This is a genomic window from Peribacillus sp. NPDC096379 (genome assembly GCF_044762875.1).
Lineage (GTDB): Bacteria > Bacillota > Bacilli > Bacillales > DSM-1321 > Peribacillus.
This window is the reverse complement of sequence record NZ_JBIWFD010000001.1, coordinates 1,846,628-1,871,920: the sequence shown is the minus strand read 5'-3', so window position 1 is coordinate 1,871,920 and position 25,293 is coordinate 1,846,628. Positions and strand designations below refer to the sequence as shown.

Genomic DNA, 25,293 nt, shown 5'->3' with positions numbered 1-25,293 from the left:
AGATAAGTTATGGGGGAATAAGTTGAAAGTCATCGTTTTTACAATGAACAGTATGAAACTATTATAGGAGAGTCTTAAAATGAAAAAGAAAATGAACTATTTAATCTTACTTTTAACGATCATCTTTATGGTTGGTTGTACCAACGTAGAAGATACATCCAATACAGATGTAGAAACAGATTCACAAGAAGTAACCACAGTTGAAACAAATAAAAATAATAGCGAAAAAGAAGAGACGATCACTACGGTTGTAGATGAACCAGTAGTGGAAGAAACGTCAACCGAACAAAATAATGACCTGTTCTCGGGATACAAACTTATTGAAGTTGATGGTGGTGATTTGTCAGGACATCGCGAACCTAACGTCGTCGTTGACATTGGTTTTGGGGACCGACATTACTATGCATTCACGAATGAGGCAGGGCAATTGGTTCGTGTCATTGCTGACGAAATCGTTCTACAAGATGACCGTACCGAACCTGTAACATCGTCTGGCAGATACTACGCTGATGAAGCAAAAGTTCCTGGTGTAGAAAGAGCAGATTTAGATGAAGGACATATTATTGCAGATTCTCTTGGTGGGGTATCAAATGCTTATAATATTACGCCACAAGATAGTACGCTTAACCGACATGGTGATCAAGCATATTTGGAAGACGCTATTCGTAAAGCTGGTGGAGCTACTAATTTTGAAGCAATTATCACATATCCTAATACAGAAACGCAGATTCCTTCTCATTACAAGTACACTTACACTTTAAAAGGGAATAAAATTGTAGATGAGTTTGATAACGGCAACCCTGATGAAATAAATAAATCTCTAGGATTAACTGAAAGTAAATCAACTAACTCAAATAAGTCAACAAGTTCTAATAAGTCCAATGCTTCGAATGGCACTGAAGATATTTCTAGCGTTGATACAGATGGAAATGGACAAGTGACGATTAAAGAAGCAAAAGCAGCGGGTTATAGCATGCCAATAACGAGTGATCATTGGTTATACCCATATATGGACGATCGTGATAACGACGGTATGGTAGGTGAGTAAGCCCCTAGAACTTTGAGGCAAAATAAAAGAACGAAAGAACATTTTCCTCGTTGGACGATTTATTACAATTTGCAAATGGGTGTCTATACAGGAACAACTGAAGTTAATGGTCATATCATCTATAAAATTTGTACGATGAAAATATAATTATTTTTCACTAACGGGGGCTATTCTTCAAGAAGGAGAATAGCTCTTTCTTATTGAAGTAAAGTGCAGTTTAGTTGAAGAATCGTCTTTAGCTGTTATTCAACAATCGGGCCATTTTCTTGAATAACACCTATTGCTCTTTGAACAACAAATGTGGATTTGAAATAAAGATTGATAATTTCTAAAAAAGATTGATAATTTAAAATAAAGTCTGATCATTTCTAAAAAAGACTGATCAAAATCAGTTAGTTAACTTACGAAAAAACGACACAATGAAGGGAAAGTCATTATGCAAATTATTAGCGTTAAAGAACATCCAGAGTATAAAGAAAAAGCAATTAAGTATTTTCAAAGTAAATGGGCAAACGAACACAGCATGAAAGTATATGAGGATTCTATTACACATAGCATAACAACGGACAGTCCCCTACCTATTTGGTATTTAATGGAGGATTCAGGTGAAATTATTGGCTGTGCAGGTCTTATTAGTAATGATTTTATTAGTCGTATGGATTTATACCCTTGGATATGTGCTATTTATATTGAAAAAAGCTATCGTGGTAGGTCTTTAGGTAAAGAGCTACTTTTACGTGCTAAAGCTGATGCCGAAAAAGCAGGATTCAATCAAGTTTTCCTTTGTACTGACCACATTGGATACTATGAAAAATATGGTTTCGCTTATATAGGTGTCGGATATCATCCTTGGGGAAGTAGTTCAAGAATTTATGAGAGTAATACCCGAAAATGATCAATCTTTTTTATAAAAGAATGATCCATTTGAATACATAAAAAGCGTGTTTTGATCAATCTTTGTTTCAAAACACGCTCTTTCTTTTGCTCGTTTATCAATGTTTATTAGTATCAATTTGATCAAACATTATTCTAAAGCAACAACAAATGTATAGTTAATTTAAGAAAGTTTCAAATTAAATTTTGGATGAGAACTTCAATAACCTAAACTATTGGTAAATTTTAATCTAAAAAAGTCGATTCCTTAAAGAAATCGACTTTTTTCTCTTTATCCAGCCTTTTTAATTAGAATGAAGTAATTTATATAATCATAAAAAATATCTGATATCTAGTTTGTTTATTCATTTTCTTTAAGCTTTCGTTTCATTAAAATTTCGTTTTCGTACACCTCTCCCCAATCCCTCATAAGTAAGACAATGGGTTTTAATGTTTCTCCAAAATCTGTAAGAGAGTATTCTACTTTTGGAGGAATCTGCTGATATATTTCACGATGGACAATGCCATCTTGCTCCAATTCCCGAAGTTGCAGCGTTAACATACGTTGCGTGATTTCAGGCATTAGTCTCCGTAACTCGTTAAAACGCCTTGGTTCAGAAATTAAGTGATATAAGATAAGTCCCTTCCATTTTCCACCTATCACATCTACTGTAACTGCAACTGGACAAGCATAGGGGTTTGGACAGATTTCATTTTTTATGTTTTTCATAATGTCCTCCATGAATTTAAGTATAAAAATGTATACTATACAACAAATTGTATCCTACACAACAAAATTGTGCGTACTTTTATCTATGAATTATATACTGTACCATTGATTTTGCAAGTGAACACTTAATATTCGAAATAGAGGAGTGCTAATATGAATACAAAACTATTTTCACCATATACGATTAAAGATATTACGTTTAAGAATCGGATTGTCATGTCTCCGATGTGTATGCATAGTTCAGATGAATCTGGGGAAGTGAAAGATTTCCACTTAACACATTATACAGCCCGTGCTTTAGGACAAGCTGGATTAATTATTCCTGAAACGCTTGTTGTTGACTCAGATGGATTAATAGGACCTGGGGATTTAGGCATTTGGGATGATTATCATATTAAAGGGTTGAAAAACCTTGTTGATCGAATCCATGAATTTGGAGCAAAAGTGGGTGCTCAAATTGGTCATGCCGGCAGAGTTACAAATAAGGAGGGAGTTACGCCAATTGGCCCTTCTCCAATTCCATTTAGTGAAAATACTCAAACACCAATAGAAATGACTAAAGAGGATATTCAGAAAATGGTTCATAAATTTAAAGAAGCTGCACGCAGGGCACGAGAAGCTGGTTTTGATATTCTTGAAGTCCACTGTGCACACGGCTACTTATTAAATGAATTTCTTTCTCCACTTTCAAATCAACGTACTGACGAATACGGTGGAAGCTTGGAAAATCGCTATCGTATGATAGGAGAAGTCATTGACGCTGTGAAAATAGAATGGACTGGACCACTATTCGTGCGTATCTCTAGTACTGACTATAAAGAAGGCGGAAACACACCTGAAACTTATGTTGAATATGCAAAAAAAATGAAAGAACAAGGTGTTGATTTAGTTGATTGTAGCTCAGGTGGTATCGCTCCTGTAAAAGTCAACTCATATCCAAATTATCAGGTCCCTGCTGCAGATAGAATCCGAAACAAGGTTGAAATAGCAACTGGAGCAGTTGGTTTAATTAAAACAGGTAGACAAGCAGAAGAAATTTTAAGAAATAATCGTGCAGACTTAGTATTCATTGGACGAGAATTCCTTAAGAATCCATTTTGGCCACGTGCAGCTGCAGAGGAATTAGGTGCCGATATTGAAGCGCCTGTGCAATACACACGTTATGGCTCTGACTGGTTAAAAAGTTAAAGAAGGTTAATTTAAAAAGCTAGAAAGGGTTTCCTTTAGGACCCCTTTCTAGCAATTGAAATAATCCACATTAGAATTAGAATTGAAATTTAAAAAGGAAGATGCATAATGCCAAATATGAAAGCAGTGGGTTTATATAAATATCTACCAATTGATCATCCGGAAAGTTTACTAGATGTTGAGGTTCCAAAACCAATAGCAACTGGACGAGATCTTCTTGTAAAAGTAAAAGCTATTGCAGTTAATCCTGTTGATGCTATCGTTCGTTCTCCAAAACCAGATGTAGAAGAAGGTCCAAAAATCTTAGGTTGGGATGTTGCGGGTGTTGTAGAAGAAGTAGGCCCTGATTGTACGCTGTTTAAGCCGGGTGAAGAAGTTTATTATTCAGGAAGTATTACTCGACAAGGTGGGAACAGTGAATATCATCTAGTTGATGAAAGAATTGTCGGTAAAAAACCTAGAACACTTGACTTCGCGGAAGCTGCTGCTCTTCCATTGACAACAACTACTGCATATGAAAGCTTGTTTGACAGACTTCAAATCAGCCGTGATGTAAACCAAGATAAAAATAAAACTATTCTTATCATAGGTGCTGCGGGTGGAGTAGGATCAATCGCTATTCAATTAGCAAAATTAGCAGGACTAACAATTATTGGAACAGTATCTCGTCCAGAAACAACAAAATGGGCCAAAAATCTTGGAGCCGACCATGTTATTAACCACTACGAGGAATTTATTCCACAATTAAAAGAACTAGGTCTTGATACCGTGGATTATATTCTGTGTCTAAGCAAAACTGAAAAGTACTGGGAAACGATGGAGAAAGTAATTGTTCCTCAAGGTAAAATTTGCTCTATTGTTGAAACAGACGAGAAGCTTGATATTACCTTGATGAAAAATAAAAGTGTGACATTTGTTTGGGAGATGGTTTTCACACGCTCTATGTTTGAAACAAGCGATATAATTGAACAACATCACTTATTGAATAAAGTAGCTGATTTAGTTGATCAAGGCAAAATAAGAACAACTTTGTCAGAGCGTCTTTCTCCTATTAATGCAGAAAACTTAAAAAAGGCGCACAAAAAAGTAGAATCAAGAACAACTATTGGAAAAATTGTATTAGAGAACTTTTAGTGTTTAGAACAGTTCTTTCCTCAACTTTATTAAAACAAATAATTACTTTATTGGAGGACAGGGAATTGAATAAATTTAAATCACATCAAGGCTATTCGTACATGTTTAAAGAGAATAACTTGACCTTAGGGTTGTTCTTTCCTATTGAGTCCTATCAGGGAAGTATCCCAGTAATGAATTTAGAACAACAAATGACTTTAGCAATAAAGGCAGAGGAAGCCGGCTTTGCTTCTCTATTCGTTAGAGATGTCCCATTACATGATCCGACTTTTGGCGATGTAGGACAAATCTATGACCCATGGGTTTTTCTTGGTTTCTTAGCTGCTCATACGAAACAGATTGCTTTGGGAACTGGGAGTATTGTTACAACATTACGCCATCCATTACATGCGGTAAAAGCAGCCGCTTCTGTTGACCGTATTTCCAGAAACAGGATTGTGCTAGGAATTGCCACTGGTGACCGTCCTATTGAGTTTTCAGCGTTTTCAGTTGAAAGAGAGCAACGTAGTCAATTATTTCAAGAGTCGTTGCATGTCATGAGACAAATCTGGCAGGAAGAGTTTCCAGCAATTCATTCAGCGAACGTAAGTCTGCAATATGGTGATTTACTACCTAAACCAGAATTAAAGGATATTCCGGTTTTAGTAACGGGACATTCTTCACAAACACCTGGATGGATAGCACAGCATAGTGATGGCTGGTTTTATTATCCACGGAATTTAGAGTTCCAAGCAAAACTAATTAACGAATGGCGTACATTAACTAATGAATTTAAACCTTTTGCACAATCCTTATATATAGATTTATCAGATAACCCAAATGAAGATCCGACTCCTATCCACTTAGGATTCAGAACTGGACATAAATATTTAATCTCTTATCTTAATACTCTAAAAGATATTGGGGTTAATCATGTGGCATTCAATTTGAAATATGGAAAGCGTCCGGTTGAAGAAGTGATTCAAGAACTAGGTGAAGAAGTACTTCCGAATTTTCCCGCATTATCAAGCAATTAGATATTAGGTAGTTTATTTATTCCGATTACAGTTGAAGAATAAAATATTATTTAAGATGGAGGAGTTAATCACATGAAAGCGTGGCAAAGACAAGGTGTTGGTTTAGAAAACTTAAGATTGATGGATTTACCTATACCCGAACCTGGACCAAAACAACTTCTAGTGCGTGTAAAGGCTGTTTCACTTAACTTCCGTGACAAAGCAATAGTTGATGGTGTTTATTTGCCAGAAATAATGACTGAACCATTTGTACCTGTATCTGACGCATCGGGTGAAGTTGTAAAAGTAGGTTCAGAGGTTACACAGTTTAAAAAAGGTGATCGTGTAACTTCCCATATGTTTACTAAATGGATTGATGGTAGTCCAAAAAAAGATGATGGTGCTAATGCTCTAGGAGGGCCGATAGATGGTGGGTTAGCAGAGTACATGCTGCTCAATGAGGAGGCAACTGTAATGACCCCATCTAGCTTGACAGATGAGGAAGCTTCAACACTTCCAGTTGCTGCACTTACTGTTTGGTTCTCATTAGTTGAATATGGGAAAATTAAAGCAGGAGACAGTGTACTTGTACTAGGAACTGGAGGAGTATCTGTATATGCTGTTCAGATTGCTTCAGCACTGGGCGCAAGAGTCATTGTGACAAGTAGCAGCAACGAAAAGTTAGAAAAAGTAAAAGCACTCGGTGCAAAAGATGTTATAAATTATGTCGAGACTCCAGAATGGGAAAAAGAAGTATTAGAAATTACTGAAGGAAAAGGTGTACAGCATATTCTAGAAGTAGTCGGTGGCCAAAGTATTAACCGTTCAATTGAAGCTCTTGCTCTTCAAGGTCATATTTATGTTATTGGTTTCTTGGAAAGTATGATGGCAGAAGTGAATCTATTCTCACTTTTAGCCAAGCAAGCTCAGCTTCATGGGGTTAATGTAGGGCATCGTAGAGCGTTTGATGACATGATGAGAGCATTTGATGAATTAAATATTAAACCAGTCATCGATACTGTCTATTCATTTAATCAAGCCCTTGATGCTTATGAACATCTATATAAAGGGGCATTTGGTAAAGTTGTTATAAAAGTCTCTGAATAAATAAAAATAAAAAAGCTGAAATTCAAAAGCCCTTGAGCTGTGTTCTTGGGCTTTTGTTGTTTCATCTAAAAGGGTATTCCATTAATGGTAGCTTTTAAGGAATAAAATGTTGTTCAACAATCGGGCGCGATTCTTCAATAAAGAAGATCGCTTTTTTCCGTTATAGGGCCATTTTGTTGAATAATTAAATTCCTATTATTTTGCTACGGTAAATATACTGTGGATATTAAAACTGGTTATTTACGCTTCCTCAACTATAGAAGCATTTTGTAACTTTATAATAAAGTTTGATCAAAAATATCTTATGAGCCTGCATTTTACGGCAAATCAAAAGAATCCATTTTGAAAAAAGTTTGTTCAAAATGGATTCTTTCTTTATCATTTCAAATGTGGTTTTTAAAAAGTTTGATCATTTTCTACCTGTGTTGCCTATAATCGCGCCCTTTAATGGAATAACATGGCCTCAATTAAATTATAATTTTACAGCTTTAATAGGATTAAAAATTTAAAAGGAAAGAGGTATTTCTTTTACCCCTCTTACAACCATACCGGGTCTCCATTCAAGTTCATTCGTATCAACGCTTAATTTGATTTGTGGAAAGCGCTGCAAGAGACTGCTGATAGCAATTTCGCCTTCTAGACGGGCAAGTGGGGCACCCAGGCAAAGATGAATTCCTTTCCCGAAAGCGAGATGAGGACTTTTCTCACGGGTAATATCAAAAACCTCCGGGTCTGTAAATTGATTAGGATCATGGTTAGCGGAATTCAGAGCGATAATCACTAAATCTCCCTTACTTATTTCTTTCCCTTTGAATTCAAAATCTTCACGTGCCCATCGGGATGTGCTAGATTCGACTGGGCCATTATACCGGAGTGATTCTTCAAGTGCTGTATGAATCATTTCAGGATGATCCTGCAAGAGCTGCAACTGATCAGGGTGTTCCAAGAAAGAGAGAATACTATTGCCAATCAGATTTACCGTCGTTTCATGTCCTGCGATAATCAAAAGTGAGACCACCCCATATAACTCTTTCTCTGTTAATTTGTCACCCTCCTCTTCGGCCATAATCAGTTGGCTAATTAAATCTTCCCCTGGACTTTCCCGGACCTTTGAAAACCGGTCTCCCAGATATTTGGTGAATTCCTGCATATGAACTGCCATATCTTTCGCATGTTCACCGTTGGTTCCTTCAATTAATGAATTTGACCATATGCGAAACTTGTCACGGTCTTCTGATGGAACACCTAAAATCTCACATATTACGATAATCGGTAAAGGAAAAGCAAGATCATCGATTAAATTCATACTATCCTTTTTGGCAATTTCGTCTAAAAGATCATCTGTTATCTCCTGAATTCGATCCCTCATTTCTGCTATCATTCGTGGCGTAAATGCCTTTTGAACAAGCCCCCGTAATCTTTTATGATCTGGCGGATCAGAAAAAAGCATATTGTGGGTAAAAATGCTATCGTATCCCTCATTTTCGCCAGTTAACTTTGAAAAATTCTTAATAAGCCTTAAGTCCTTCAGAGCTTCAATGGCATCTTCATATCGTGTAATCATCCAGCCGTACTGACCATCCGGAAGGAGGATTCTGTAAACAGGTTCCGTTTCTCTCAATTTTGCATATGTAGGGTATGGATTCTTTGTGAATTCCTTCGTAAATAAAGTGTTATTAGTTGACTCATTTGAATTCAATTGAAATCTCCTCTCAAATACTTTTTTATGAACGTTCCACTATCCATTTGAAATTGACTTATTTTATTTTGCCTTCACTAGTGAGTATGTTATTCAAATGATTGTTTAGATATGTTCTAGATAAGCATTTGCCCCCTATTGATTATAACTAGGGACCAAACTTTTAATTATTTTAACCTAATCTAAAAACACAAAAACCTAATATATTTATACTTTATGAGTTTTACCATTATGCCTTCTATTTTTTTGGTTCTGGTGCGAAATGTCTGTACCCTTGATCATCCATATATATGTTTTCTTGTTCAATAATCGGGCGCTTTCCTGTAAAAAGGAGAGTGTCCTATTTCTTGTATTTCAAGGGTTACTCATGTTAGGCACTTTGTTATTGTCTTAGATTTTTAAATAGGTTCGTATAAATAAGGCTCTCAGTGAACATAATAGAATCTAGATTAATAGATTTATAGTGGGAGAGTGTAAGAATTATGTTACTATCCGAAGCGTGGAAAAAATATCAACAAGATAAAAAAATAGAGGGTTATTCAGCACTTACATTAAAAACATACTGTTTTCAATATAATCTCTTATTAAGATTTTTTGGTGATATTGATATGAGTGGAATTAGTACTGAGAAATTAAAAGAATATCTAATACAGTCAGGAGATCACCTAAAGCCATCCAGTTTAGGACACAGGATTCGTTGCGTTAAATCACTATTCAAATGGACTCATGAAGAAGGGTATATTCCAAAGAATCCTGCAGCTAAATTAAAAGAGCCGAAATTGGGTAAAAGAATTCCAAAGTTTCTTACAGAATTAGAGATAGAACATCTAAGAGAAGCTTGTCAAACAACGATGGAGAATGCACTATTTGAGTTTATGTATTCGACCGGTTGCCGTATTGGAGAAGTTGCAAAATTGAATCGTGATGATATTGATTTTCGTACAAATTCAGTTATTGTACACGGAAAAGGTGATAAAGAAAGGGAAGTATACTTTAATACTCGTTGCTCCATTTGGTTAAAAAGGTATTTAGACGAACGAGATGACGAAGAGTTTTGTTTGTTTATCACGGACAGAAGGCCGAAAAGGTGTATGAGTATTGATAATCTTAGATACATTATCAAACGCATATCAAATCGGGCTGGGATAAAAAAGAATATACATCCCCACCAATTGCGACACAGCTATGCTACACATATGATTAATAACGGTGCGCCAATTGATGTGATCCAAAGTTTACTGGGTCATGAAAAGAGTGAGACTACAAAAATATATGCTCAGCTAAGCGGAAAACTAAGACAGGATTTTTATAGTAAATACTTTTGAAAGTAAATAAAATAAACTTATATTAAGACACCCATGTAAAAATGCGTGTCTTTTCGTTATCGGGCCAAATTGTTTAATAAAGAAATTTAGCAATCTAGAAGAAATTATTGATTGTTATGTGTGCTAAACTTGATTCTGCACATAACATTAATGAAAACTGCAAAGTATAATGTGACATCCCTCATGAACAAAGGAGAACTGAAAATGAGAAAACTCGTTCTATTTCTGCACGCATCGCTTGACGGTTTTGTAGAAGGGCCAAACGGTGAAATGGACATTGGCTGGGTTTCCTACGATTCTGATTTGGAGAAACACGCGAAAGAAATTCTGAGTACTGCCGACACTGTCATTTGGGGACGTGGGACTTATCAGATGATGCACAGTTACTGGCCATCTGTGCCTTCGAACCCATCAGCTTCGCAGTATGAACGGAATCATGCCGAGTGGATCGAAAAGACAGCCAAAATCGTTTTTTCCACGACGCTGGAGAAAGTCGAATGGAACAATTCCAGACTGGTGAAAGAAGATGTCGAGGAAGAGATCAAGAACCTCAAACAGCAGCCAGGCAAGGATATGGTCATCCTAGGCAGTCCTAGATTCGCACACTACCTTATGCAGCTTGATTTAATTGATGAGTATAAAATTACGGTTTCTCCCGTCCTGGTCGGCAGCGGGTTGCCGTTATTCCAAGGCCTCAAGGAGAAGATCAATCTTAAACTTATCGAAAACAAGACATTTGATTCTGGAGCCATAGGTCTCGTTTACCAGACGGGTAGATGACCTTGTCACCTAAAATAGATTACGCTAACCGGATTACGTTAGCACAATAAAAGCAGCGGCAGTCTAGGTCTTTCGAGTTCTAGTCCGTCACTGCTTTTTTTACGAGTCAGTCTAATTCAGTTTGTCGGGTGATCGACAAACTTTATTTTTTAAACCAACACCAACCCCTTTTTCTTATTTTTAAGTAACAGGGGAACAATGGAAATTGTAATTGTATTATCTTGAAATCAAGTCTTCCATATAAGGGCGCTATTCTTGAAAAGGAATTATGCCTTTTTCAGTAATAGGGCCATTTTCTGGTATAACACTGTTACAAATTCTGGCTGCAATGCGGCATCTTAATGGGGGAGATTTGGATTAAAGGAATCCGTTCCCACTTTTCTTAAGAATATAAAAATAAGTTTGGAAAATAGGAAGGTATAATGGAAATGTATAATAAGTTGATAGGGATTAGAGTTGCGAACAAAACAACTACAAAACAAAAAGTCTTTTCAATAGTGAATGCAATTATTATCGGGGTTATTCTGGGTTCATTGGCAAAGATTGTGGATAACCCTTATTATTTCAACCTAATATTCACTGATATAGGTAGTCGTCTTGGTATATGGGTATTTGTTGCAACGATTTTATCGGTTTTCAGCTATTCGCCCAAATTAGCGGCTGTAAAAGTATTCGCCTTTTTTGGATCGATGATGACTGTTTATTATGTGTACACAATCCTTTTTCTAAATTTTTTCCCAGAAAGAGCGATTATTTTTTGGAGTATATGTGCAGTGATTAGTCCTATTTGTGCTTATATTATGTGGTATGCGCGTGGAAGCGGATTGTTTTCTAATATTATTTTGTCCCTTCCAATCACAATATTGCTGTTAGAAGGGTTTGAATACCGTAACGCTTACTTACCCATTCACCATCATTACTATTTAATACCATGGTTTATGGGAATATATCTAATAATGATAGTTGTTTTGTTACTTATCATACCGAAACATAAAATGCAGTTTTTGATTATTTTACCACTTTCCATTATATTATCTTTAATCATGATAAAACTTAATAATTACTATGGCTTATGGGAGTATATCTAATCATTTTAATCAGTAATCGGGCGCGATTCTTCAATAAAGAAGATCGCTTTTTTTATTAAAGGTCCATATTTTGGAATAAAGTGATTGCTCAAATCATGGAATTTTAAAATAATTGATATTAAATTAAAGGGCCGGAATGTTGAGGAAAGTAATCACCTATACCTATATAATGCAATTGAGATTGTGAACAAATTTACTTACACAACAGGCAGTATCAGTATAGTTGAATTAACATTTTTTTAATAAGTAGTTATAGCATCTTAGTTAAATTTACGAGTGCGAAAAAATTTTTTGTTGGTTCTAGAAAGAAAATTACGATAACATAACACTAGTTCTGTTTGAGATTTATTTACAAACAAAAAGGAAGGTAAGTTTTATGGAGATAAAGACTGAACGATGTACTGTACGTCGATTTGAAGAAAAAGACCTTGACGATTTTATGCAATATAGAAATGATGAAAACTGGATGCGATATCAGGGTTTCAAAGGATTGACAAAGCAAATGTATGCTAAAGAATTACTTAGCGAACTTTCTTTTTTAAAGGGGGGACAGCTTGCCATAATCAACAATACAACTAATCGATTGATTGGTGATGTTTATTTAAAAAGGGAAAATCACACTTTTTGGATTGGATACACTATAAGTCCTATTCACGCCAAGCAAGGCTATGCATATGAAGTACTTGTAATAATTATCGCTTGGCTCAAGCAAAAAGGCTGTATCAGTATAAATGCAGGTGTTTCACCTGGAAATCTTGCTTCAATCAACTTACTTAAAAAGCTTAAATTTACTTATCTTTCCAAAGATGATAACGGTGAACTTATATATACATTGGATCTGCAAAAGATATGAACTTTTTCTCAATGACTAATTCACTTAAAAGAAAATAATAATATGTTTAAAAGGATTAATTTTATGATGTAATTCACTTAAACTATCAGGTGCTTTACTTTAATAAGGTCCTTGAAACGATCTTCCGAAAACGGGCTCTTTTCTGAAACAAGGAACGGTGCTATTCCATAATCGGGCCAGATTATTGAATAACATTCTTTTGTAAAATATCACCAAACGACACTTTGGGTGCATTTTTTCTTCAACGAACGAAGCAGTTTAGTTAGGACTTCTATAGATTGTAGAAGCCCTTCTACCTGGTTATAATACATAGCTTATCAGCCCATCCGATAACAGGATGGGCGTTTTTTTACATTTACTCCACCTGTTCCTTTATCACCTGCTCGATCCCGAGCAAAATTAACTTCAAACCAAATTCAAATGCTCTGTCAGTCCCCATCAGCTCAAATAATTCGTTCTTGAACATCCTCCGGAACAGTCCCGCATCCGTCTCATTCATAGAGTCTAAAAGACGAATCATCTCTTCTCCTGGAAGCATTTCATTGGCCTTAAGGATAGCTGAGACATTACGTTGATGTTGATAATCATCTAGAACAAAGTAATAGACATAGTTAACGAGTGTAGTAACCACTTGCATTTTCTGCTCTTGCTCAAGCGGTGTTGATTCCACGCATAGCAGCATCCGGTTGGTGAACCGGATAATATCTGGTTCGTGGGGCAGTGTCATCATCATAATCTGCGTAGAGCATGGATAGCGGCTGAGTACGCTCCGTACCGTTACCGCAAGCTCAGTCAACTGTTCTTTCCAATCCCCTTCGGAGTGAAATTTCTCCAAAATTATTTTCGATACCTGGTTGGCTAGACGCTGGTATAGATTTTGTTTGCTCTTGAAGTACCAATACAAAGAGGGAGCCTGAATCCCAAGCCTGTCTGCCAATTTTCTCATACTGAGTTTCTCAATACCCTTCTCTCCAAGAAGCTCCCATGAGGCTTCTAAAATCTTATCCTCCGAAATCTGAGGCTGCTGTTTTTTCATCGGTATCCTCCATTTCATCTAACACTGTAAGTTTATGCTTTACAGATTCATAAGTTCATGATAACATCTAACACTGTAAGATTCAAACTAACACTGTTAGATAATTATTCAAAAGAAAGAAGTGATCCACATGGATGCAGAAAACCTCTATTACTTTGAAAAAGCACCGGTCAGTAAAGCTGTAGCCCATTTCGCTGTACCAATGATGCTAGGCACGTCAATGAGTGTCATATATTCAATATTGAATGCCTATTTCCTTGGTACGCTCCACAGTACTGCCATGTTAACCGCACTCGCATTAACCTTGCCATTATTTGCAATCATTATGGCGCTAGGAAATTTGGTTGGCATGGGGAGTGGTACATTCATCTCACGTTTACTAGGAGAGAAAAAATATGATGATGTAAAGCATGTGTCTTCATTCGCCTTTTACAGCAGCTTAGTTCTCGGTCTTATCGTGATAGCTGTAGGCCTCCCATTGATTAATCAAATCGTTTATGGTCTTGGGGCAACATCTGACTCCTTCGAATTTACAAAGGACTATGTCACAATTATGATTTTAGGCTCACCATTTGTCATATTGTTCTTCACACTGGAGAATATCGTGCGCTCAGAAGGTGCAGCAATCACGTCTATGATTGGTATGATTCTCAGCGTTGTCGTGAATATTATGCTAGATGCACTAGTCATTTTCGTCTTCCATTGGGGCGTAACTGGGGTTGCGTCCGCTACGGTAATTTCTAACGTTGTTGCGAGTGCATTCTACGCCTTTCATATAGGATATAAAAGCCAATTCTTAACCGTTTCAGTAAAATGGTTCAAAGCTTCTAAAGAGATTCTGAGTAATGTATTTAAAATCGGAGTTCCTGTCTTTATTATGAGTATCTTTTTGGGGGCAATGTCTCTCATCTTAAACCACTTTCTTGTAGAGTATGGGGATCAGGCAGTAGCTGCTTACGGAATATCATCACGTTTATTGCAATTTCCTGAGTTTATTCTGATGGGCTTATGCGAGGGAGTAGTACCGCTCATTGCCTTTTCTTTTACAGCGAATAAAATGCGCATGAAGCATACAATCGGATTTACAATTAAAATGATTGTGGCTTTAGCCTTCGTATTCGGCGTTATCGTCTATCTGATATCTGATAACTTAATTGGTTTATTTACGAATGACCCGTACTTAATTGAAATGGGAAGTTACATTCTGCATGTAACGTTCTTATCCTTGTTTATTACTGGAATGACCACGTTGTTTATGGGTATATTTCAAGCAACAGCACAAGGAACTGCAGCGTTTATTATGTCAATTATTCAAGGAATTACACTAATTCCTGTGTTGTTTATCGCCAATCATATATACGGATTCCACGGAGTAATCTGGTCGCTTGTCATTGCAGATGCCGTTTCATTCCTTGTAGGTGCTATCATGCTGTATGTTTTACGGAACAAATTGCAGCCGGATTTGGATAGTTTAGTACATTAGAAAAAATAAAACTTACAAAAATGCGTCGGGAGAAACCCCGACGCTTCTTGCTCTATAAAAAGATGTTTTACGTTCAGGAGCAGCAAACAGTAGGGCATTGATTCTAACTGTTCATCTATTTAGGCTTTTTTTTATGAATTAATAGATAGTCAAAGTTCATTTAAATAGGAGTAATGAGAATTTAAACTATTGGCAGTCGGATTTTAATAAACATAATAAAATGAATTCGCTCCTATGTGTTAAAACTGAATCAGACTGCCTATTAGGGAGGTAGTTAGAATGTCAAGAATGCAAAATAAGGAAGTATCTCAAATTCAGGGTTTTGATATTGAGTTAAATCAAGAAAATACTCTCCGAATTGATCGATTAGTAGATAGCTATGAAAAAAGCATTCTAAACAATTTAAATGAAGAATACCAAAGAAAAACAAGATGGCCTGATCATGTGGCAGATCAAATCTCATCCTTCGGAGGTAGCTGGAAATTTATCGTTTGTTTTGCGATTTTTTTGTTCATTTGGATAGTATGGAACACGTTGTCAATTACTCGATTCCATTTTGATGAACCGCCGTTTATTTTATTGAATCTATGTCTATCTTTTATTGCGGCCTTTCAGGCTCCTGTAATAATGATGAGCCAAAACAGACAGGCAGCACGTGATAAGCACGAGTCAATTATTGACTTTGCTATTAACTATAAAGCAGAGCAGGAAATTGACGATATGCAAAAACATATTCACCGAATAGAAAATGAACTAATGGAAATTAAGCTACTTTTAATAGATAATAAAGAAAAAGACACATTGTAACTTTTTTATGCAAGGATTGTGAAAAATCACGTGGCTTTATTCTGTTAGAAAAGACAAAAAAATGCGATGGTTTGAGCAAACAGCTTTATCTGAAAATAGCTCAGCAAAGAAGCTATACAAGCCTTTGGGATTTAACGTGAGCTTATGTGAAAAAAGGATTTATAAAGCATACAAAATAAACCTAATAAACGTTCCCAAATGAAGGTTTGAAAATACACAAAAAGCCAAGAAATGCTGTGAAACCAACATTTCTTGGCTTTCCCTTTTAATATTGTTTATACAGCTTTTTATGCAAAGGTATATAAACATAGCTACAATAAGACTACTTCCAGGGACTTTAGTTGAATAACGATGTTCAACAATCGGGCGCGATTGTGGAATAGGTGTCTCTTTCTAATTCAATTAACTGCCAATTAGTTGTATGAGAAAGGACATAACATATTAGTCATATAAAATATGTTATGTCCTTTAATTTATCTATACTTTTTTAATTTAGGTCTTGATAATGAAATAAAGTTCGATTATTTAAAATAAAGATTGATAATTTATTTTAAAGTTTGATTAAAAATCCTGTGTTGATATGCAGGGTTTTTTCTGATTCCACAATCGGGTCAGATTGTTGAGGAACGCTTTCACATATTCATGTAGAATAATAATTGAGATTGTGAAGGATTACCCAAATTTATGAGCAGTCGAAGAAGATTAGTCACTTCACATTGTTTCCATGATAAATTAAAATATATAATTATTATATATTTTAATTTATCAAATAACTGTAAAGGGTGTTTACGATGAATAAGATTAAGGATGAATCTGTTCGATCTTTAACGTTGGAAATGTTTAATATTCAAGTTAAATCAAATAACTTTATGAAATTTCTTACAAATGATGAAGAAATCTCTGAGAATTTAGTACTCTTATTATTAAGACTGAAATTGTTTGGTTTTTTAAAAATTACAGATATTTCAGATGCTTTTCTTTTAACACCTGGAGCAGCAACGAATATGTGCGATAAACTTGAACAACTAAATTATATTGAACGAATAAGGTTAAAAGAGGACCGTAGAGTTGTAAGAGTTACTCTAACAGAAAAAGGAGAAGAAAGGGTTGATGAAATATTTTTAAAGTTCTCAATTAAACAGTTAGAATCTATAACACATTCCTTATCGGAGATAAATCACTTATTTAAAAATATTGAAGAAACCATTCGAAACAGATCATAACACGATCTGTTTTTTTATTTGAAAATATTGAATTAAAAATAGAGCTGTTATATATTATAATTATTAAATGTTTTAGTTGTTAAAATATTATTTTGTAGGGGGATTAGCAATTTGAGGAAAAAAATCTTATTTATTGGAGGAATCATTTTAATGTCATTATTAGTTTTGGGTTCATTGAACAGCTATAAAAAACATTATGAATACAGATCAAACATTAAAAATGTCAATAAGGTACAGATTAATTCGGATTTTTCTAACATTAAATTGATAAGTAAGGATTCCGATTTTTATCTTGAATCCCAGGGTGTAGGAAAGCCAACCATTGATATTACCTACACTAATGATAAAGCAATTATTAATGTACTAACATTTAATAAAACCTGGAAAAAGATGTTACCTGGTAAAAAGAATAGAGGAAAAATACTGCTGAACATACCACCACGTTTGTTAGATGAGCTTCACTTAGAAACAAAAAATGGAGACATTGATATAGATTACATTGCTGAAGTTAGTCGGCTATCCCTTATCTCGGATGTGGGTACTATAAGATTGAGTGGCTTTCAAGGAGAATTTTTAAATATTAAATCGGGAAATGGTTCCATTAACTTAGGGGAAGTAAATGGACAAATCAATATTAAAAATAAAGTAGGAAGTTTAAAGAGTCTAGTTCTCAAAAGTGTTAAAGGAGAAAATAATATTAAAATTTCTAATGGAAATGTAAAAGTTGAGCTACCTAAAGGGATAAAAACTGATGATATAGGTTTAAATATTTCAACTAAGAATGGGAAAATAATATCCAAAGACAGTAATTATACTATCTCAAATAAAGGACCGGGAAAAGAACTAATTCAAAATGTACCTAATAGTACGAAAAAACTAAATATATCCGTTTTAGTGGGAAATATAGAAATAAATTAATGTTTTATCCAGCATTAGAGTTTTTATAGATTGAAATTTTTGTATGTAAAATTCCTAGTACATAAATACCTTTTAGTCTATTGAAAAAGCACAGGGTTTTGAATGCATAATTAGAGGTGCAACACTTTTGTTTATTTCAAAATACATCACTGTATTTTTTTCAAAAATGTACTAATTCTCTAGAAAGTCGAAATTAGAGTTTCACTCCATACGTACTGAAGCAGTCGTGCATGGCATCGAAGCATTCACGGCCTGGGTTCGGGACAATAACAAACATAATTGAACATAAAACCTCTTATAATTTTATTAAACAAACGGGGCAGTTTAGTTGCATAAGAATAGATTCCAGAAGATCGTCATTAGAGTCGATCTTTTTCTTTTCACTGTTTCAGATAAAAAACTTACTATCTGAAAGCACGCAACCAAAGTTATTGTAATAATATTTTATGAATTAGAAAAAAATAGAGGAAAGGAGGGATTGCAAATGTCTGTGAAAAAGTGGGTAACAGGATTGGTCGGTGCGCTTGCAATGGTTGTAGTCGTGACAACACTAGGTTCACTCGGCGTATTTGCCGAATCCGGTGTTGTAAATCAGCCTATGGAGACGGGGAAATCGATTGAGGTCGAGTTGAACGATAATTTCTTTAATCCGAAAGTCATCACTATTCCGAATGGAACAGCCACAACGTTGATATTGAAAAACAAAGGCAGTAAAGAGCACACCTTCACAGTTGAAAAGCTCGGCATTGACGTCGAGGTCCAGCCGGGTGAAGAAAAAAATATTACCGTGAATCCGAAACAGCCCGGTACATATGAACTGATATGTCGGTACCATTTCCAGGAAGGAATGGTTGGGAAAGTAATAGTCGAATAAAATGCAGGACCAATAAGGCCTTGTTTTTTTATAGGTAAAGGAAATAACTTACTTCCTCCCCGAACGGACTTCTCTACTTTGTATTATCGATTAAGGTTTAGAGAGATTTTTTATTAAGCTTATTTTTCATTACAGAGGATATTGATGCTTGGATTATTAGTAATTGTTCCACCTCTAATAAATGGTAAGTATAATGTAAGGTAACGTATAAACCATTTAGAATGAGGTGGAAAGGTGTGTTTTTTAAACCTATTTCTGATGAGGTTCGTTTATCTCAAATAATATTCAATAAACATAAAAAAACGATGAAGCTCATTTTAGTGTCTATTTTAGCCTGTATGGCAACTATTCTGCAGGCTGCTGGATTTTTACCAGGGATAGGATATTTTATAAGTCCTCTGGCCACTGTACTTATTCTGTTATGTTCCATGTTTTCCATTCCACTTGGAGAAATATCCTACTTTCTGACAATTATGCTGTTATTCATCCTACAGCCAACTGAACTAATTGTATTTTCTTTTACAACAGGATTGTTAGGACTTGGAATAGGGGCATCCTTTCACCTTTTCAGGAAGGGGTTAAGTATTATGACTACTGGTGCCATTCTTTTAATGTTAGGAATTATGAGTCTAATATTTATTTTTCACTTTCCAGTTTTAGGTTCAGCCGTCTCTGTTTCCTTTTCATTTCTTACAATTGGCTTTTTATTTGCGTTCATTTATAGCTGGTTATGGGTTGAAATTGCTTTAATCATTTTTAAATGATTAAAAATGATTATAATTTAGTGATTCTCCATCACTTGGTTTTAATTTCGATTCATTACATCCATGTAAGAGATTTATCAAGATTAAGTGGAAATTTAGTGTTTTGGTTCATGGAACTATTTCAAAAACAGTGCCTTGGTTAAAATCAGTCACTTTCATAGAGCTATAAACTGCTAAATATAAGCTGGTTTGATTCAGATTCGTTCCCAAACTAACATAATAGGCTGATTGAGACCCAAAATCATAATCGGTTTGTATCACACTAAAATCATTTTGTTCACCATTTGGTCTTACGGTGGTATAAGCTAAAGCTCCTCTAACCTGAGGTTGAGATTCTTTCCGGGCAAGATCGATAAACACAACGCTTCCTGTTAAACCAGGGATTGTATTCCCCATATAGACTTGCACTCCTGTAAGTGCAGTTCCTCCAAACTTATCGGGTCTGGTATCTTTGTGGAAATAACTGGTTAAAGACTGAAGGCGACTCGCTGAAAGTGTTATTGCTTCATTGTAATAGGCAATTGTTTTCTCATCCAAAGTCTGATTTTCAGTGCAGCCACTTATAATCGAAGTAGGAAAAGCACCTTCCCAACCTCGCCAGCCAAAGTTAATGAATCCTTCTTGGTCAGGTTCAGATTTCATTAAAGAAGCTTGAATAAGCTGAGTAACCGGTATTGGTTTATAATGAACGAATGAAAAAATCGACTCTACCAAATCTTGACCGACATTTCCCGCATATTTAATATACTGATTATAAAACCTTTGAAATGAAATGCCTGGTATATTGCGAACCCCTTTGGCAATTACCGTAAGCGTTTCCTGAATAGGTACGGGAAGTTCATTAAACCGTGTGACTACGGGTGGATTCTGGATAAATGTATTCTTAACTACATCAATTTCAATTATTTTACCGGCGATTTCCATATCATTCTGGCTTAAATTGAATGGATCATAGCCTGATCCACCATCCCCGGTTGTTAAAACAAGGTTTCCTGATTCAGGTGAAAAGTTTAAGCTATTGACACCATTATGATTAAAAAATGGTCTTCTTAAGTTTAGTAAGGTTCGTCGTTTTTGAGGTTGATCATTCGATTGTAAAATCCATTCTTCAACTGTATCAATATGATCATATTGAGTTTCTCTATTTATCCATCTTAGGTTTAAAGCTCTGGGATCACACGGGTTAGGCTTAAAAGGTTCAGAAAGAGCACCTGGACCTTGTGTTCCAGCTACTGAATAATGAAGATAAAACAGACCGTTATAATAAAATTCTGGATGAAACGCTAGCCCTAGCAATCCCCGTTCATCATATCCACCACGAGAAACACCTGGTTCAGAATCACCAAGTTTTATGATTCGCGGGCGAATATCTAAAAAAGTCCTTATAACCCCGTTTCCTATGTAAAAGATCTCTCCTACCTGAGTTGCAATAAATAATCTTTCAATTGAGTCACCCGGAAGTATGGTTGTCTTTAAAACAGTAGGTAAATTTATATTACTTACAATGGGCTGTAAACCAACCTTAACTTTTATCAACTGACTTTGCACTCCTTCTTATTGTTTTCTTATAAGAATATGATTAGAACCGTCTATTAGTACCAAATTAGGCCGGGGAATCCGATAAGGCATTGCACCACTTTCCACACGAGCGTAATTAAACTAAAGGAGTGCTTTAGTACGATAAGCAGGTTGCTTTGGCAACCTTTCTCTTATTCGACTAACGAAGCAGGATAGTTGAATAAAAGAGCGAATTATAAAGTATTATCTTAAAAAAAATGTGGTGTATATAAAGTGAATACAGAATTAATAGAGAAGGTTGAAAAAATAGTAGGTGAAACAAATAGATTTATCAAAATGGATGAACAGGGTTGTACTTCAGAAGTACATCAGATCATAACAAACAATGGTTCCTATGTACTTAAAAGTTCTTTTAAGGAAAAATATAAGGAATGGTTGAAGACTGAGGCTCTAGTATTAGAAAAGTTAAATAACAATAATCAGATTCCAGTTCCTAAATACTATGGTTTTTTCGAGGAGAAGATTGGAAGCCATTTAATAATGTCATTTGAGGACGGAATAACGTTAACTTCTGCTTTAAACCAAGCGAAAAGTACAACAGAAAAGAAATCATTAATTAGGAGTTTTGGACAATTTCTTCATCATTTTCATGAAAAAAAACAATTGCAATATTTTAGACGAGAGAATAATTGGTTTGAGGAGCGACTTGCCAAGGCACAAAGTTATGTGGAAAACGGACAAACGGAGGGTAACTTAGAGTTGTTAAATCAGTTGAAGTCCGACAAACCTATACCAGTTCAACAGACTATGATACATGGTGATTGCACAACAGATAATGTGCTTGTCATCAACGGGAAGGTAAAACTTTTTATTGATGTATCTGGTATGACAGTCGGAGATCCTCGATATGATGAATCCTTAGCGATTGGGAAATTTATTAATAATCCTGCATACATACATGCCTTTTATGAAGGATATAGACGTTATAAAGTTACAAAGGAAGAACTTCGGTATTTTGAAGGTCTATATGAGTTTTTCTAAATTGATGTTCCACTAACGGGTTCTTTACTTATTAGGAGCTTATCAGCAGCTCTTTTTTCCTTAAGGAACCAAAGGGGCAGGTTAGTTCAATAATTTTTGTTGTATTTTCTTTTAGATTAGGTTAAAATCCTTATGAGAACATATGTTTCGTTTTATGTATATGTTAATTGGTTTGAAGGGTTACTTAGTGAATGGTGGAATACTTAAATAGCAGGGTTAATTCTTTAGTTAATCAATACTCATTGATTATAAAAACAATTGTGCATCAATATAAATCTTTAGGGTATGGTGCTACTGAGTCTTATTTAAGGCTACCATATAAATAACGGTCTTCCAGTTAATCATATAGTAAAACAGGGATATGAATTAGATAAAGTGAGGTAGGGATATTAAATGAATACAGATAATAAAGAAACAATAAAGGTAGAGACCACAGTTCATGCGCCAGTTGAAAAAGTGTGGGAATATTGGACAGAACCACAGCATATTACGAAATGGTCTTTTGCTTCAGATGACTGGCATGCACCATTTGCTGAAAATGATCTAAGAGTAGGTGGAACATTTCTTACAAGAATGGAAGCGAAAGATGGAAGTTTTGGTTTTGACTTTGGTGGAGTATATGATGAAATTAAAATAAACGAATTGATTTCTTATACTCTTGGAGATGGAAGAAAAGTTACGATCACTTTTACTAGTCAAGGCAGAGACACGAAGGTAATTGAGGTTTTTGACGCAGAAACTACCCATTCCGCTGAGCAGCAAAAAGAAGGTTGGCAAGCATTTTTAGAAAATTTCAAGAAATATAGCGAACTTTCCAAAGATGAAGATTTTAAAGGAGAATTATAAAAGTGAATCAAGAGGTCTCTTCTTTTATCGAAAATCTCAATCAACAATGGAAGATTGAGATATGCAATCAGCTTCGTGAACTTGTCCATAAATCTATACCTGATGTGGAAGAGCGGATTCAATATAAAAAGCCACATTTCTTAAAAAATGGGAAATTTGCTGCGGTGATTTCTCCTTCTAAGGATGCTATGGCGTTTATGATTATGAATACTACTGAACTAGAAGTTCCTAAAGACTTTGAAGGTCCTGCTGAACAAAAATGGCTGAAAATTCATGAGGGTGCTTCTCCTGATTATGATTTACTGTCTCGCTTACTTGTTCAAGCATCAAGTACACTTTGACTAGTGGAGTGAATTCTTAGCCATTTGGTGAATAGATTTATTGGTGGATTTACTTAAAGGTTATTGAACTCCAATGAAAAAACGTAATAATCTTTCATTTTCTGTGGTGTAGTATAGATTTTTCGCTACATGAAGGGCTAACCGGGCAGGAATCCTTTAATAGATGAAGCAATAATTATGGAAAACGAACTAAGTATGTGAATAAATGTACTTAAACTAACGGGTGCGATAGCGCCATAAAAAGGCTGCCAAATGACGGCCTTTTTAATGTATGAATTTATCTAATATCATACATTCATAAAAACACCTTATTCAACGAACGGGGCAGTTAGTTGAATAAGGTGATGATAAAATAAAGGCATAAAACAATTAGTAATTTAGGAGAGAATGATGAAAAAGTATACTTGTCCTTGTTGTGGTTTTAAAACATATTCAGAAGAAAATGGTAGTGACGAAATCTGTACGGTGTGTTCTTGGCAAGATGATGGTGTAATGAATGATAACCCAGATTACTGGGGTGGTGCTAATGAGGTATGTTTAAGGCAGGCACAAAGAAACTATATTGAATTTGGGGCTAGTGAAAAAAGATTTATAGGTAAATTAGTTAGGGAATTTTATGAAAAAGATCCATTATGGAAACCAGTTTGGGAAAGGGAAGCAAAACTCAGTGAAACTAAAGTTGTAGAAATACAAATTGAAGGAAATGTTTTGGTAAGTGGGTTCAAAGAATCTATGCAAATTAATGAATTTATAGATGAATTTACTAATTTTCTTGAAAGTAAGGGATGGTCTTTTGGTGGTGAAATTAAACATGTAAGTACACCAATAAATAAAGAGTAAGCATTTTAAGTAAAATGATAAATGTTATTCAACGAACGGGTGTTTAGTGAAAGAAGAATTTGCATAAAACACCCCTTTTTATGCAGTTACCAGGCTTCTTTAGAAGCCGAAAATGTTGATTCATCAACCATGTATAAACGATAAAAATGGACCATTCGGAACCCCTTGAGTACCAAGGGGTTTTATGTTTCGGAAGTTCCGAAAATTCACTTTATGTAAACTAGATTTGTATAGAGTATGCATATGATCCTTAGAAACCTTGTTCAAAAACGGAGCAGGTTAATTAAATAAAAACAGAAAAGTAGCTTTCGATGAACTGCTTTGCTTATTCAGTTAGGTCACGCGATTCGTTGCTTTTTCTTCCTGTTTCAGCGTCAAAAACGGCCGTCCACATTTTTCCTTCTTGAGAAACGGTCACAAATACATATACTTGCCTTTTAGGATGGTAACCAACTCCGCCGACCCTTGATTTTCCATATTGATCAGCACGAGAAAGAACGCTATTAACGTCTTTAAAATAGGTTTTTTCTTGAATATTTAGCTTCGCATTTTCAAATTCAACATATTGCTTTTTATTGAGTGATTTATAAAACGAATCAGCGTCTTTGAAACTTTTGGCGGAGTTATCTGGATACTTGCTCCAAGGTTCCTGATTTTGTGTTGCTTGTACCAATTGAATATTGATAGCAAAAATAGCAGTTAATATTCCTATGAAAGCAATGGGAATTATTCTCTTCAACTCAAAAAACCTCCTTTATTTATAAGTTCCCAAATAAAGAGAA

General features: G+C 35.2%; 24 protein-coding genes and 1 pseudogene. 20 read left to right on the top strand and 5 right to left on the bottom strand.

What is annotated here, in order from left to right; translation table 11 throughout:
• Nucleotides 1–79: 79 nt before the first annotated feature.
• Together ACIQZI_RS08890 and ACIQZI_RS08885 are read left to right on the top strand one after the other, a co-directional pair.
• The gene (locus ACIQZI_RS08890; protein ID WP_062179872.1) at nucleotides 80–1,048 is read left to right on the top strand and encodes a DNA/RNA non-specific endonuclease; all 969 of its coding nucleotides are present in this window, start codon (nucleotides 80–82) and stop codon (nucleotides 1,046–1,048) included.
• Between the two features lie 436 nt (nucleotides 1,049–1,484).
• On the top strand, nucleotides 1,485–1,943 hold the full coding sequence (locus ACIQZI_RS08885) for a GNAT family N-acetyltransferase (protein WP_403071819.1): 459 nt from the start codon (nucleotides 1,485–1,487) through the stop codon (nucleotides 1,941–1,943).
• A gap of 339 nt (nucleotides 1,944–2,282) precedes the next feature.
• On the opposite strand, the gene ACIQZI_RS08880 is transcribed toward ACIQZI_RS08885, so the two are convergent.
• On the bottom strand, nucleotides 2,283–2,651 hold the full coding sequence (locus ACIQZI_RS08880; RefSeq protein ID WP_403071815.1) for a winged helix-turn-helix transcriptional regulator: 369 nt from the start codon (nucleotides 2,649–2,651) through the stop codon (nucleotides 2,283–2,285).
• Between the two features lie 153 nt (nucleotides 2,652–2,804).
• Between ACIQZI_RS08880 and namA the strand changes: the two genes are divergently transcribed.
• The 4 genes from namA (at nucleotide 2,805) to ACIQZI_RS08860 (ending at nucleotide 7,075) form a co-directional block, all read left to right on the top strand.
• Nucleotides 2,805–3,839 carry an NADPH dehydrogenase NamA gene (namA, locus tag ACIQZI_RS08875; RefSeq protein WP_403071812.1) on the top strand — a complete coding sequence of 345 codons (1,035 nt, stop codon included), beginning with the start codon at nucleotides 2,805–2,807 and terminating at the stop codon, nucleotides 3,837–3,839.
• Between the two features lie 108 nt (nucleotides 3,840–3,947).
• On the top strand, nucleotides 3,948–4,973 hold the full coding sequence (locus ACIQZI_RS08870) for a zinc-binding alcohol dehydrogenase family protein (RefSeq protein ID WP_403071809.1): 1,026 nt from the start codon (nucleotides 3,948–3,950) through the stop codon (nucleotides 4,971–4,973).
• A 65-nt stretch (nucleotides 4,974–5,038) separates the two neighbouring features.
• Nucleotides 5,039–5,989 (top strand): LLM class oxidoreductase, encoded by a 951-nt coding sequence (locus ACIQZI_RS08865; RefSeq protein WP_403071806.1) that lies wholly within the window; start codon nucleotides 5,039–5,041, stop codon nucleotides 5,987–5,989.
• A gap of 72 nt (nucleotides 5,990–6,061) precedes the next feature.
• Nucleotides 6,062–7,075, top strand: a complete 1,014-nt coding sequence (locus ACIQZI_RS08860; protein ID WP_403071803.1) for a zinc-dependent alcohol dehydrogenase family protein — start codon at nucleotides 6,062–6,064, stop codon at nucleotides 7,073–7,075.
• Between the two features lie 505 nt (nucleotides 7,076–7,580).
• Here the strand turns inward: ACIQZI_RS08860 and ACIQZI_RS08855 are convergent.
• Nucleotides 7,581–8,774 carry a cytochrome P450 family protein gene (locus tag ACIQZI_RS08855; protein WP_403071799.1) on the bottom strand — a complete coding sequence of 398 codons (1,194 nt, stop codon included), beginning with the start codon at nucleotides 8,772–8,774 and terminating at the stop codon, nucleotides 7,581–7,583.
• A 482-nt stretch (nucleotides 8,775–9,256) separates the two neighbouring features.
• Here ACIQZI_RS08855 and ACIQZI_RS08850 point away from each other — a divergent pair, with 482 nt between their 5' ends.
• The 4 genes from ACIQZI_RS08850 (at nucleotide 9,257) to ACIQZI_RS08835 (ending at nucleotide 12,820) form a co-directional block, all read left to right on the top strand.
• Entirely contained in the window at nucleotides 9,257–10,099 is an 843-nt protein-coding gene (locus ACIQZI_RS08850; protein ID WP_403071796.1) for a tyrosine-type recombinase/integrase, read from the top strand.
• 204 nt (nucleotides 10,100–10,303) lie between these two features.
• A complete protein-coding gene (locus tag ACIQZI_RS08845) occupies nucleotides 10,304–10,879 on the top strand; it encodes a dihydrofolate reductase family protein (RefSeq protein ID WP_028390183.1) in 576 nt (191 codons plus the stop codon).
• A 422-nt stretch (nucleotides 10,880–11,301) separates the two neighbouring features.
• Nucleotides 11,302–11,967: a hypothetical protein gene (locus ACIQZI_RS08840; RefSeq protein WP_062179860.1), complete on the top strand. Its 666-nt coding sequence runs from the start codon at nucleotides 11,302–11,304 to the stop codon at nucleotides 11,965–11,967.
• A 376-nt stretch (nucleotides 11,968–12,343) separates the two neighbouring features.
• On the top strand, nucleotides 12,344–12,820 hold the full coding sequence (locus ACIQZI_RS08835; RefSeq protein ID WP_403071791.1) for a GNAT family N-acetyltransferase: 477 nt from the start codon (nucleotides 12,344–12,346) through the stop codon (nucleotides 12,818–12,820).
• A gap of 355 nt (nucleotides 12,821–13,175) precedes the next feature.
• On the opposite strand, the gene ACIQZI_RS08830 is transcribed toward ACIQZI_RS08835, so the two are convergent.
• A complete protein-coding gene (locus ACIQZI_RS08830; protein ID WP_403071788.1) occupies nucleotides 13,176–13,856 on the bottom strand; it encodes a TetR/AcrR family transcriptional regulator in 681 nt (226 codons plus the stop codon).
• Between the two features lie 130 nt (nucleotides 13,857–13,986).
• On the opposite strand from ACIQZI_RS08830, the gene ACIQZI_RS08825 reads away from it, so the two are divergent.
• The 6 genes from ACIQZI_RS08825 to ACIQZI_RS08800 all read left to right on the top strand — a co-directional run bounded on the left by ACIQZI_RS08825 (nucleotide 13,987) and on the right by ACIQZI_RS08800 (nucleotide 19,925).
• Complete coding sequence (locus ACIQZI_RS08825; RefSeq protein WP_062179851.1) at nucleotides 13,987–15,339, top strand: MATE family efflux transporter; 1,353 nt, start codon at nucleotides 13,987–13,989, stop codon at nucleotides 15,337–15,339.
• Between the two features lie 279 nt (nucleotides 15,340–15,618).
• Complete coding sequence (locus ACIQZI_RS08820; RefSeq protein WP_403071783.1) at nucleotides 15,619–16,146, top strand: DUF1003 domain-containing protein; 528 nt, start codon at nucleotides 15,619–15,621, stop codon at nucleotides 16,144–16,146.
• A 791-nt stretch (nucleotides 16,147–16,937) separates the two neighbouring features.
• Nucleotides 16,938–17,369 carry a MarR family winged helix-turn-helix transcriptional regulator gene (locus ACIQZI_RS08815; protein ID WP_403071780.1) on the top strand — a complete coding sequence of 144 codons (432 nt, stop codon included), beginning with the start codon at nucleotides 16,938–16,940 and terminating at the stop codon, nucleotides 17,367–17,369.
• Nucleotides 17,370–17,480: 111 nt separating this feature from the next.
• Nucleotides 17,481–18,287, top strand: coding sequence for a DUF4097 family beta strand repeat-containing protein (locus ACIQZI_RS08810; protein ID WP_403071777.1), 807 nt, complete (start codon nucleotides 17,481–17,483; stop codon nucleotides 18,285–18,287).
• 484 nt (nucleotides 18,288–18,771) lie between these two features.
• On the top strand, nucleotides 18,772–19,161 hold the full coding sequence (locus ACIQZI_RS08805) for a cupredoxin domain-containing protein (protein WP_403071774.1): 390 nt from the start codon (nucleotides 18,772–18,774) through the stop codon (nucleotides 19,159–19,161).
• Between the two features lie 236 nt (nucleotides 19,162–19,397).
• Nucleotides 19,398–19,925: a hypothetical protein gene (locus tag ACIQZI_RS08800; RefSeq protein WP_403071771.1), complete on the top strand. Its 528-nt coding sequence runs from the start codon at nucleotides 19,398–19,400 to the stop codon at nucleotides 19,923–19,925.
• Between the two features lie 108 nt (nucleotides 19,926–20,033).
• On the opposite strand, the gene ACIQZI_RS08795 is transcribed toward ACIQZI_RS08800, so the two are convergent.
• Nucleotides 20,034–21,461: a PQQ-dependent sugar dehydrogenase gene (locus tag ACIQZI_RS08795; protein WP_403071768.1), complete on the bottom strand. Its 1,428-nt coding sequence runs from the start codon at nucleotides 21,459–21,461 to the stop codon at nucleotides 20,034–20,036.
• A gap of 255 nt (nucleotides 21,462–21,716) precedes the next feature.
• On the opposite strand from ACIQZI_RS08795, the gene ACIQZI_RS08790 reads away from it, so the two are divergent.
• From ACIQZI_RS08790 to ACIQZI_RS08775, 4 genes and pseudogenes are all read left to right on the top strand, one after another.
• Nucleotides 21,717–22,484 (top strand): phosphotransferase, encoded by a 768-nt coding sequence (locus ACIQZI_RS08790; protein ID WP_403071765.1) that lies wholly within the window; start codon nucleotides 21,717–21,719, stop codon nucleotides 22,482–22,484.
• A 393-nt stretch (nucleotides 22,485–22,877) separates the two neighbouring features.
• Nucleotides 22,878–23,330 carry an SRPBCC family protein gene (locus ACIQZI_RS08785; protein WP_403071762.1) on the top strand — a complete coding sequence of 151 codons (453 nt, stop codon included), beginning with the start codon at nucleotides 22,878–22,880 and terminating at the stop codon, nucleotides 23,328–23,330.
• 2 nt (nucleotides 23,331–23,332) lie between these two features.
• The gene (locus tag ACIQZI_RS08780) at nucleotides 23,333–23,671 is read left to right on the top strand and encodes a DUF1801 domain-containing protein (protein WP_403071759.1); all 339 of its coding nucleotides are present in this window, start codon (nucleotides 23,333–23,335) and stop codon (nucleotides 23,669–23,671) included.
• Nucleotides 23,672–24,061: 390 nt separating this feature from the next.
• A pseudogene (locus ACIQZI_RS08775) lies at nucleotides 24,062–24,316 on the top strand (CPCC family cysteine-rich protein); the annotation flags it as partial.
• A 520-nt stretch (nucleotides 24,317–24,836) separates the two neighbouring features.
• On the opposite strand, the gene ACIQZI_RS08770 reads toward ACIQZI_RS08775, so the two are convergent.
• Nucleotides 24,837–25,250, bottom strand: a complete 414-nt coding sequence (locus ACIQZI_RS08770) for a hypothetical protein (protein WP_403071756.1) — start codon at nucleotides 25,248–25,250, stop codon at nucleotides 24,837–24,839.
• Between the last annotated feature and the right edge of the window lie 43 nt (nucleotides 25,251–25,293).

Coding starts and splice junctions, on each gene's coding strand:
- ACIQZI_RS08890 (WP_062179872.1), top strand. CDS start 80: ATGAAAAAGAAAATGAACTATTTAATCTTACTTTTAACGATCATCTTT.
- ACIQZI_RS08885 (WP_403071819.1), top strand. CDS start 1,485: ATGCAAATTATTAGCGTTAAAGAACATCCAGAGTATAAAGAAAAAGCA.
- ACIQZI_RS08880 (WP_403071815.1), bottom strand. CDS start 2,651: ATGAAAAACATAAAAAATGAAATCTGTCCAAACCCCTATGCTTGTCCA.
- namA (WP_403071812.1), top strand. CDS start 2,805: ATGAATACAAAACTATTTTCACCATATACGATTAAAGATATTACGTTT.
- ACIQZI_RS08870 (WP_403071809.1), top strand. CDS start 3,948: ATGCCAAATATGAAAGCAGTGGGTTTATATAAATATCTACCAATTGAT.
- ACIQZI_RS08860 (WP_403071803.1), top strand. CDS start 6,062: ATGAAAGCGTGGCAAAGACAAGGTGTTGGTTTAGAAAACTTAAGATTG.
- ACIQZI_RS08850 (WP_403071796.1), top strand. CDS start 9,257: ATGTTACTATCCGAAGCGTGGAAAAAATATCAACAAGATAAAAAAATA.
- ACIQZI_RS08845 (WP_028390183.1), top strand. CDS start 10,304: ATGAGAAAACTCGTTCTATTTCTGCACGCATCGCTTGACGGTTTTGTA.
- ACIQZI_RS08840 (WP_062179860.1), top strand. CDS start 11,302: ATGGAAATGTATAATAAGTTGATAGGGATTAGAGTTGCGAACAAAACA.
- ACIQZI_RS08835 (WP_403071791.1), top strand. CDS start 12,344: ATGGAGATAAAGACTGAACGATGTACTGTACGTCGATTTGAAGAAAAA.
- ACIQZI_RS08830 (WP_403071788.1), bottom strand. CDS start 13,856: ATGAAAAAACAGCAGCCTCAGATTTCGGAGGATAAGATTTTAGAAGCC.
- ACIQZI_RS08825 (WP_062179851.1), top strand. CDS start 13,987: ATGGATGCAGAAAACCTCTATTACTTTGAAAAAGCACCGGTCAGTAAA.
- ACIQZI_RS08820 (WP_403071783.1), top strand. CDS start 15,619: ATGTCAAGAATGCAAAATAAGGAAGTATCTCAAATTCAGGGTTTTGAT.
- ACIQZI_RS08815 (WP_403071780.1), top strand. CDS start 16,938: ATGAATAAGATTAAGGATGAATCTGTTCGATCTTTAACGTTGGAAATG.
- ACIQZI_RS08805 (WP_403071774.1), top strand. CDS start 18,772: ATGTCTGTGAAAAAGTGGGTAACAGGATTGGTCGGTGCGCTTGCAATG.
- ACIQZI_RS08785 (WP_403071762.1), top strand. CDS start 22,878: ATGAATACAGATAATAAAGAAACAATAAAGGTAGAGACCACAGTTCAT.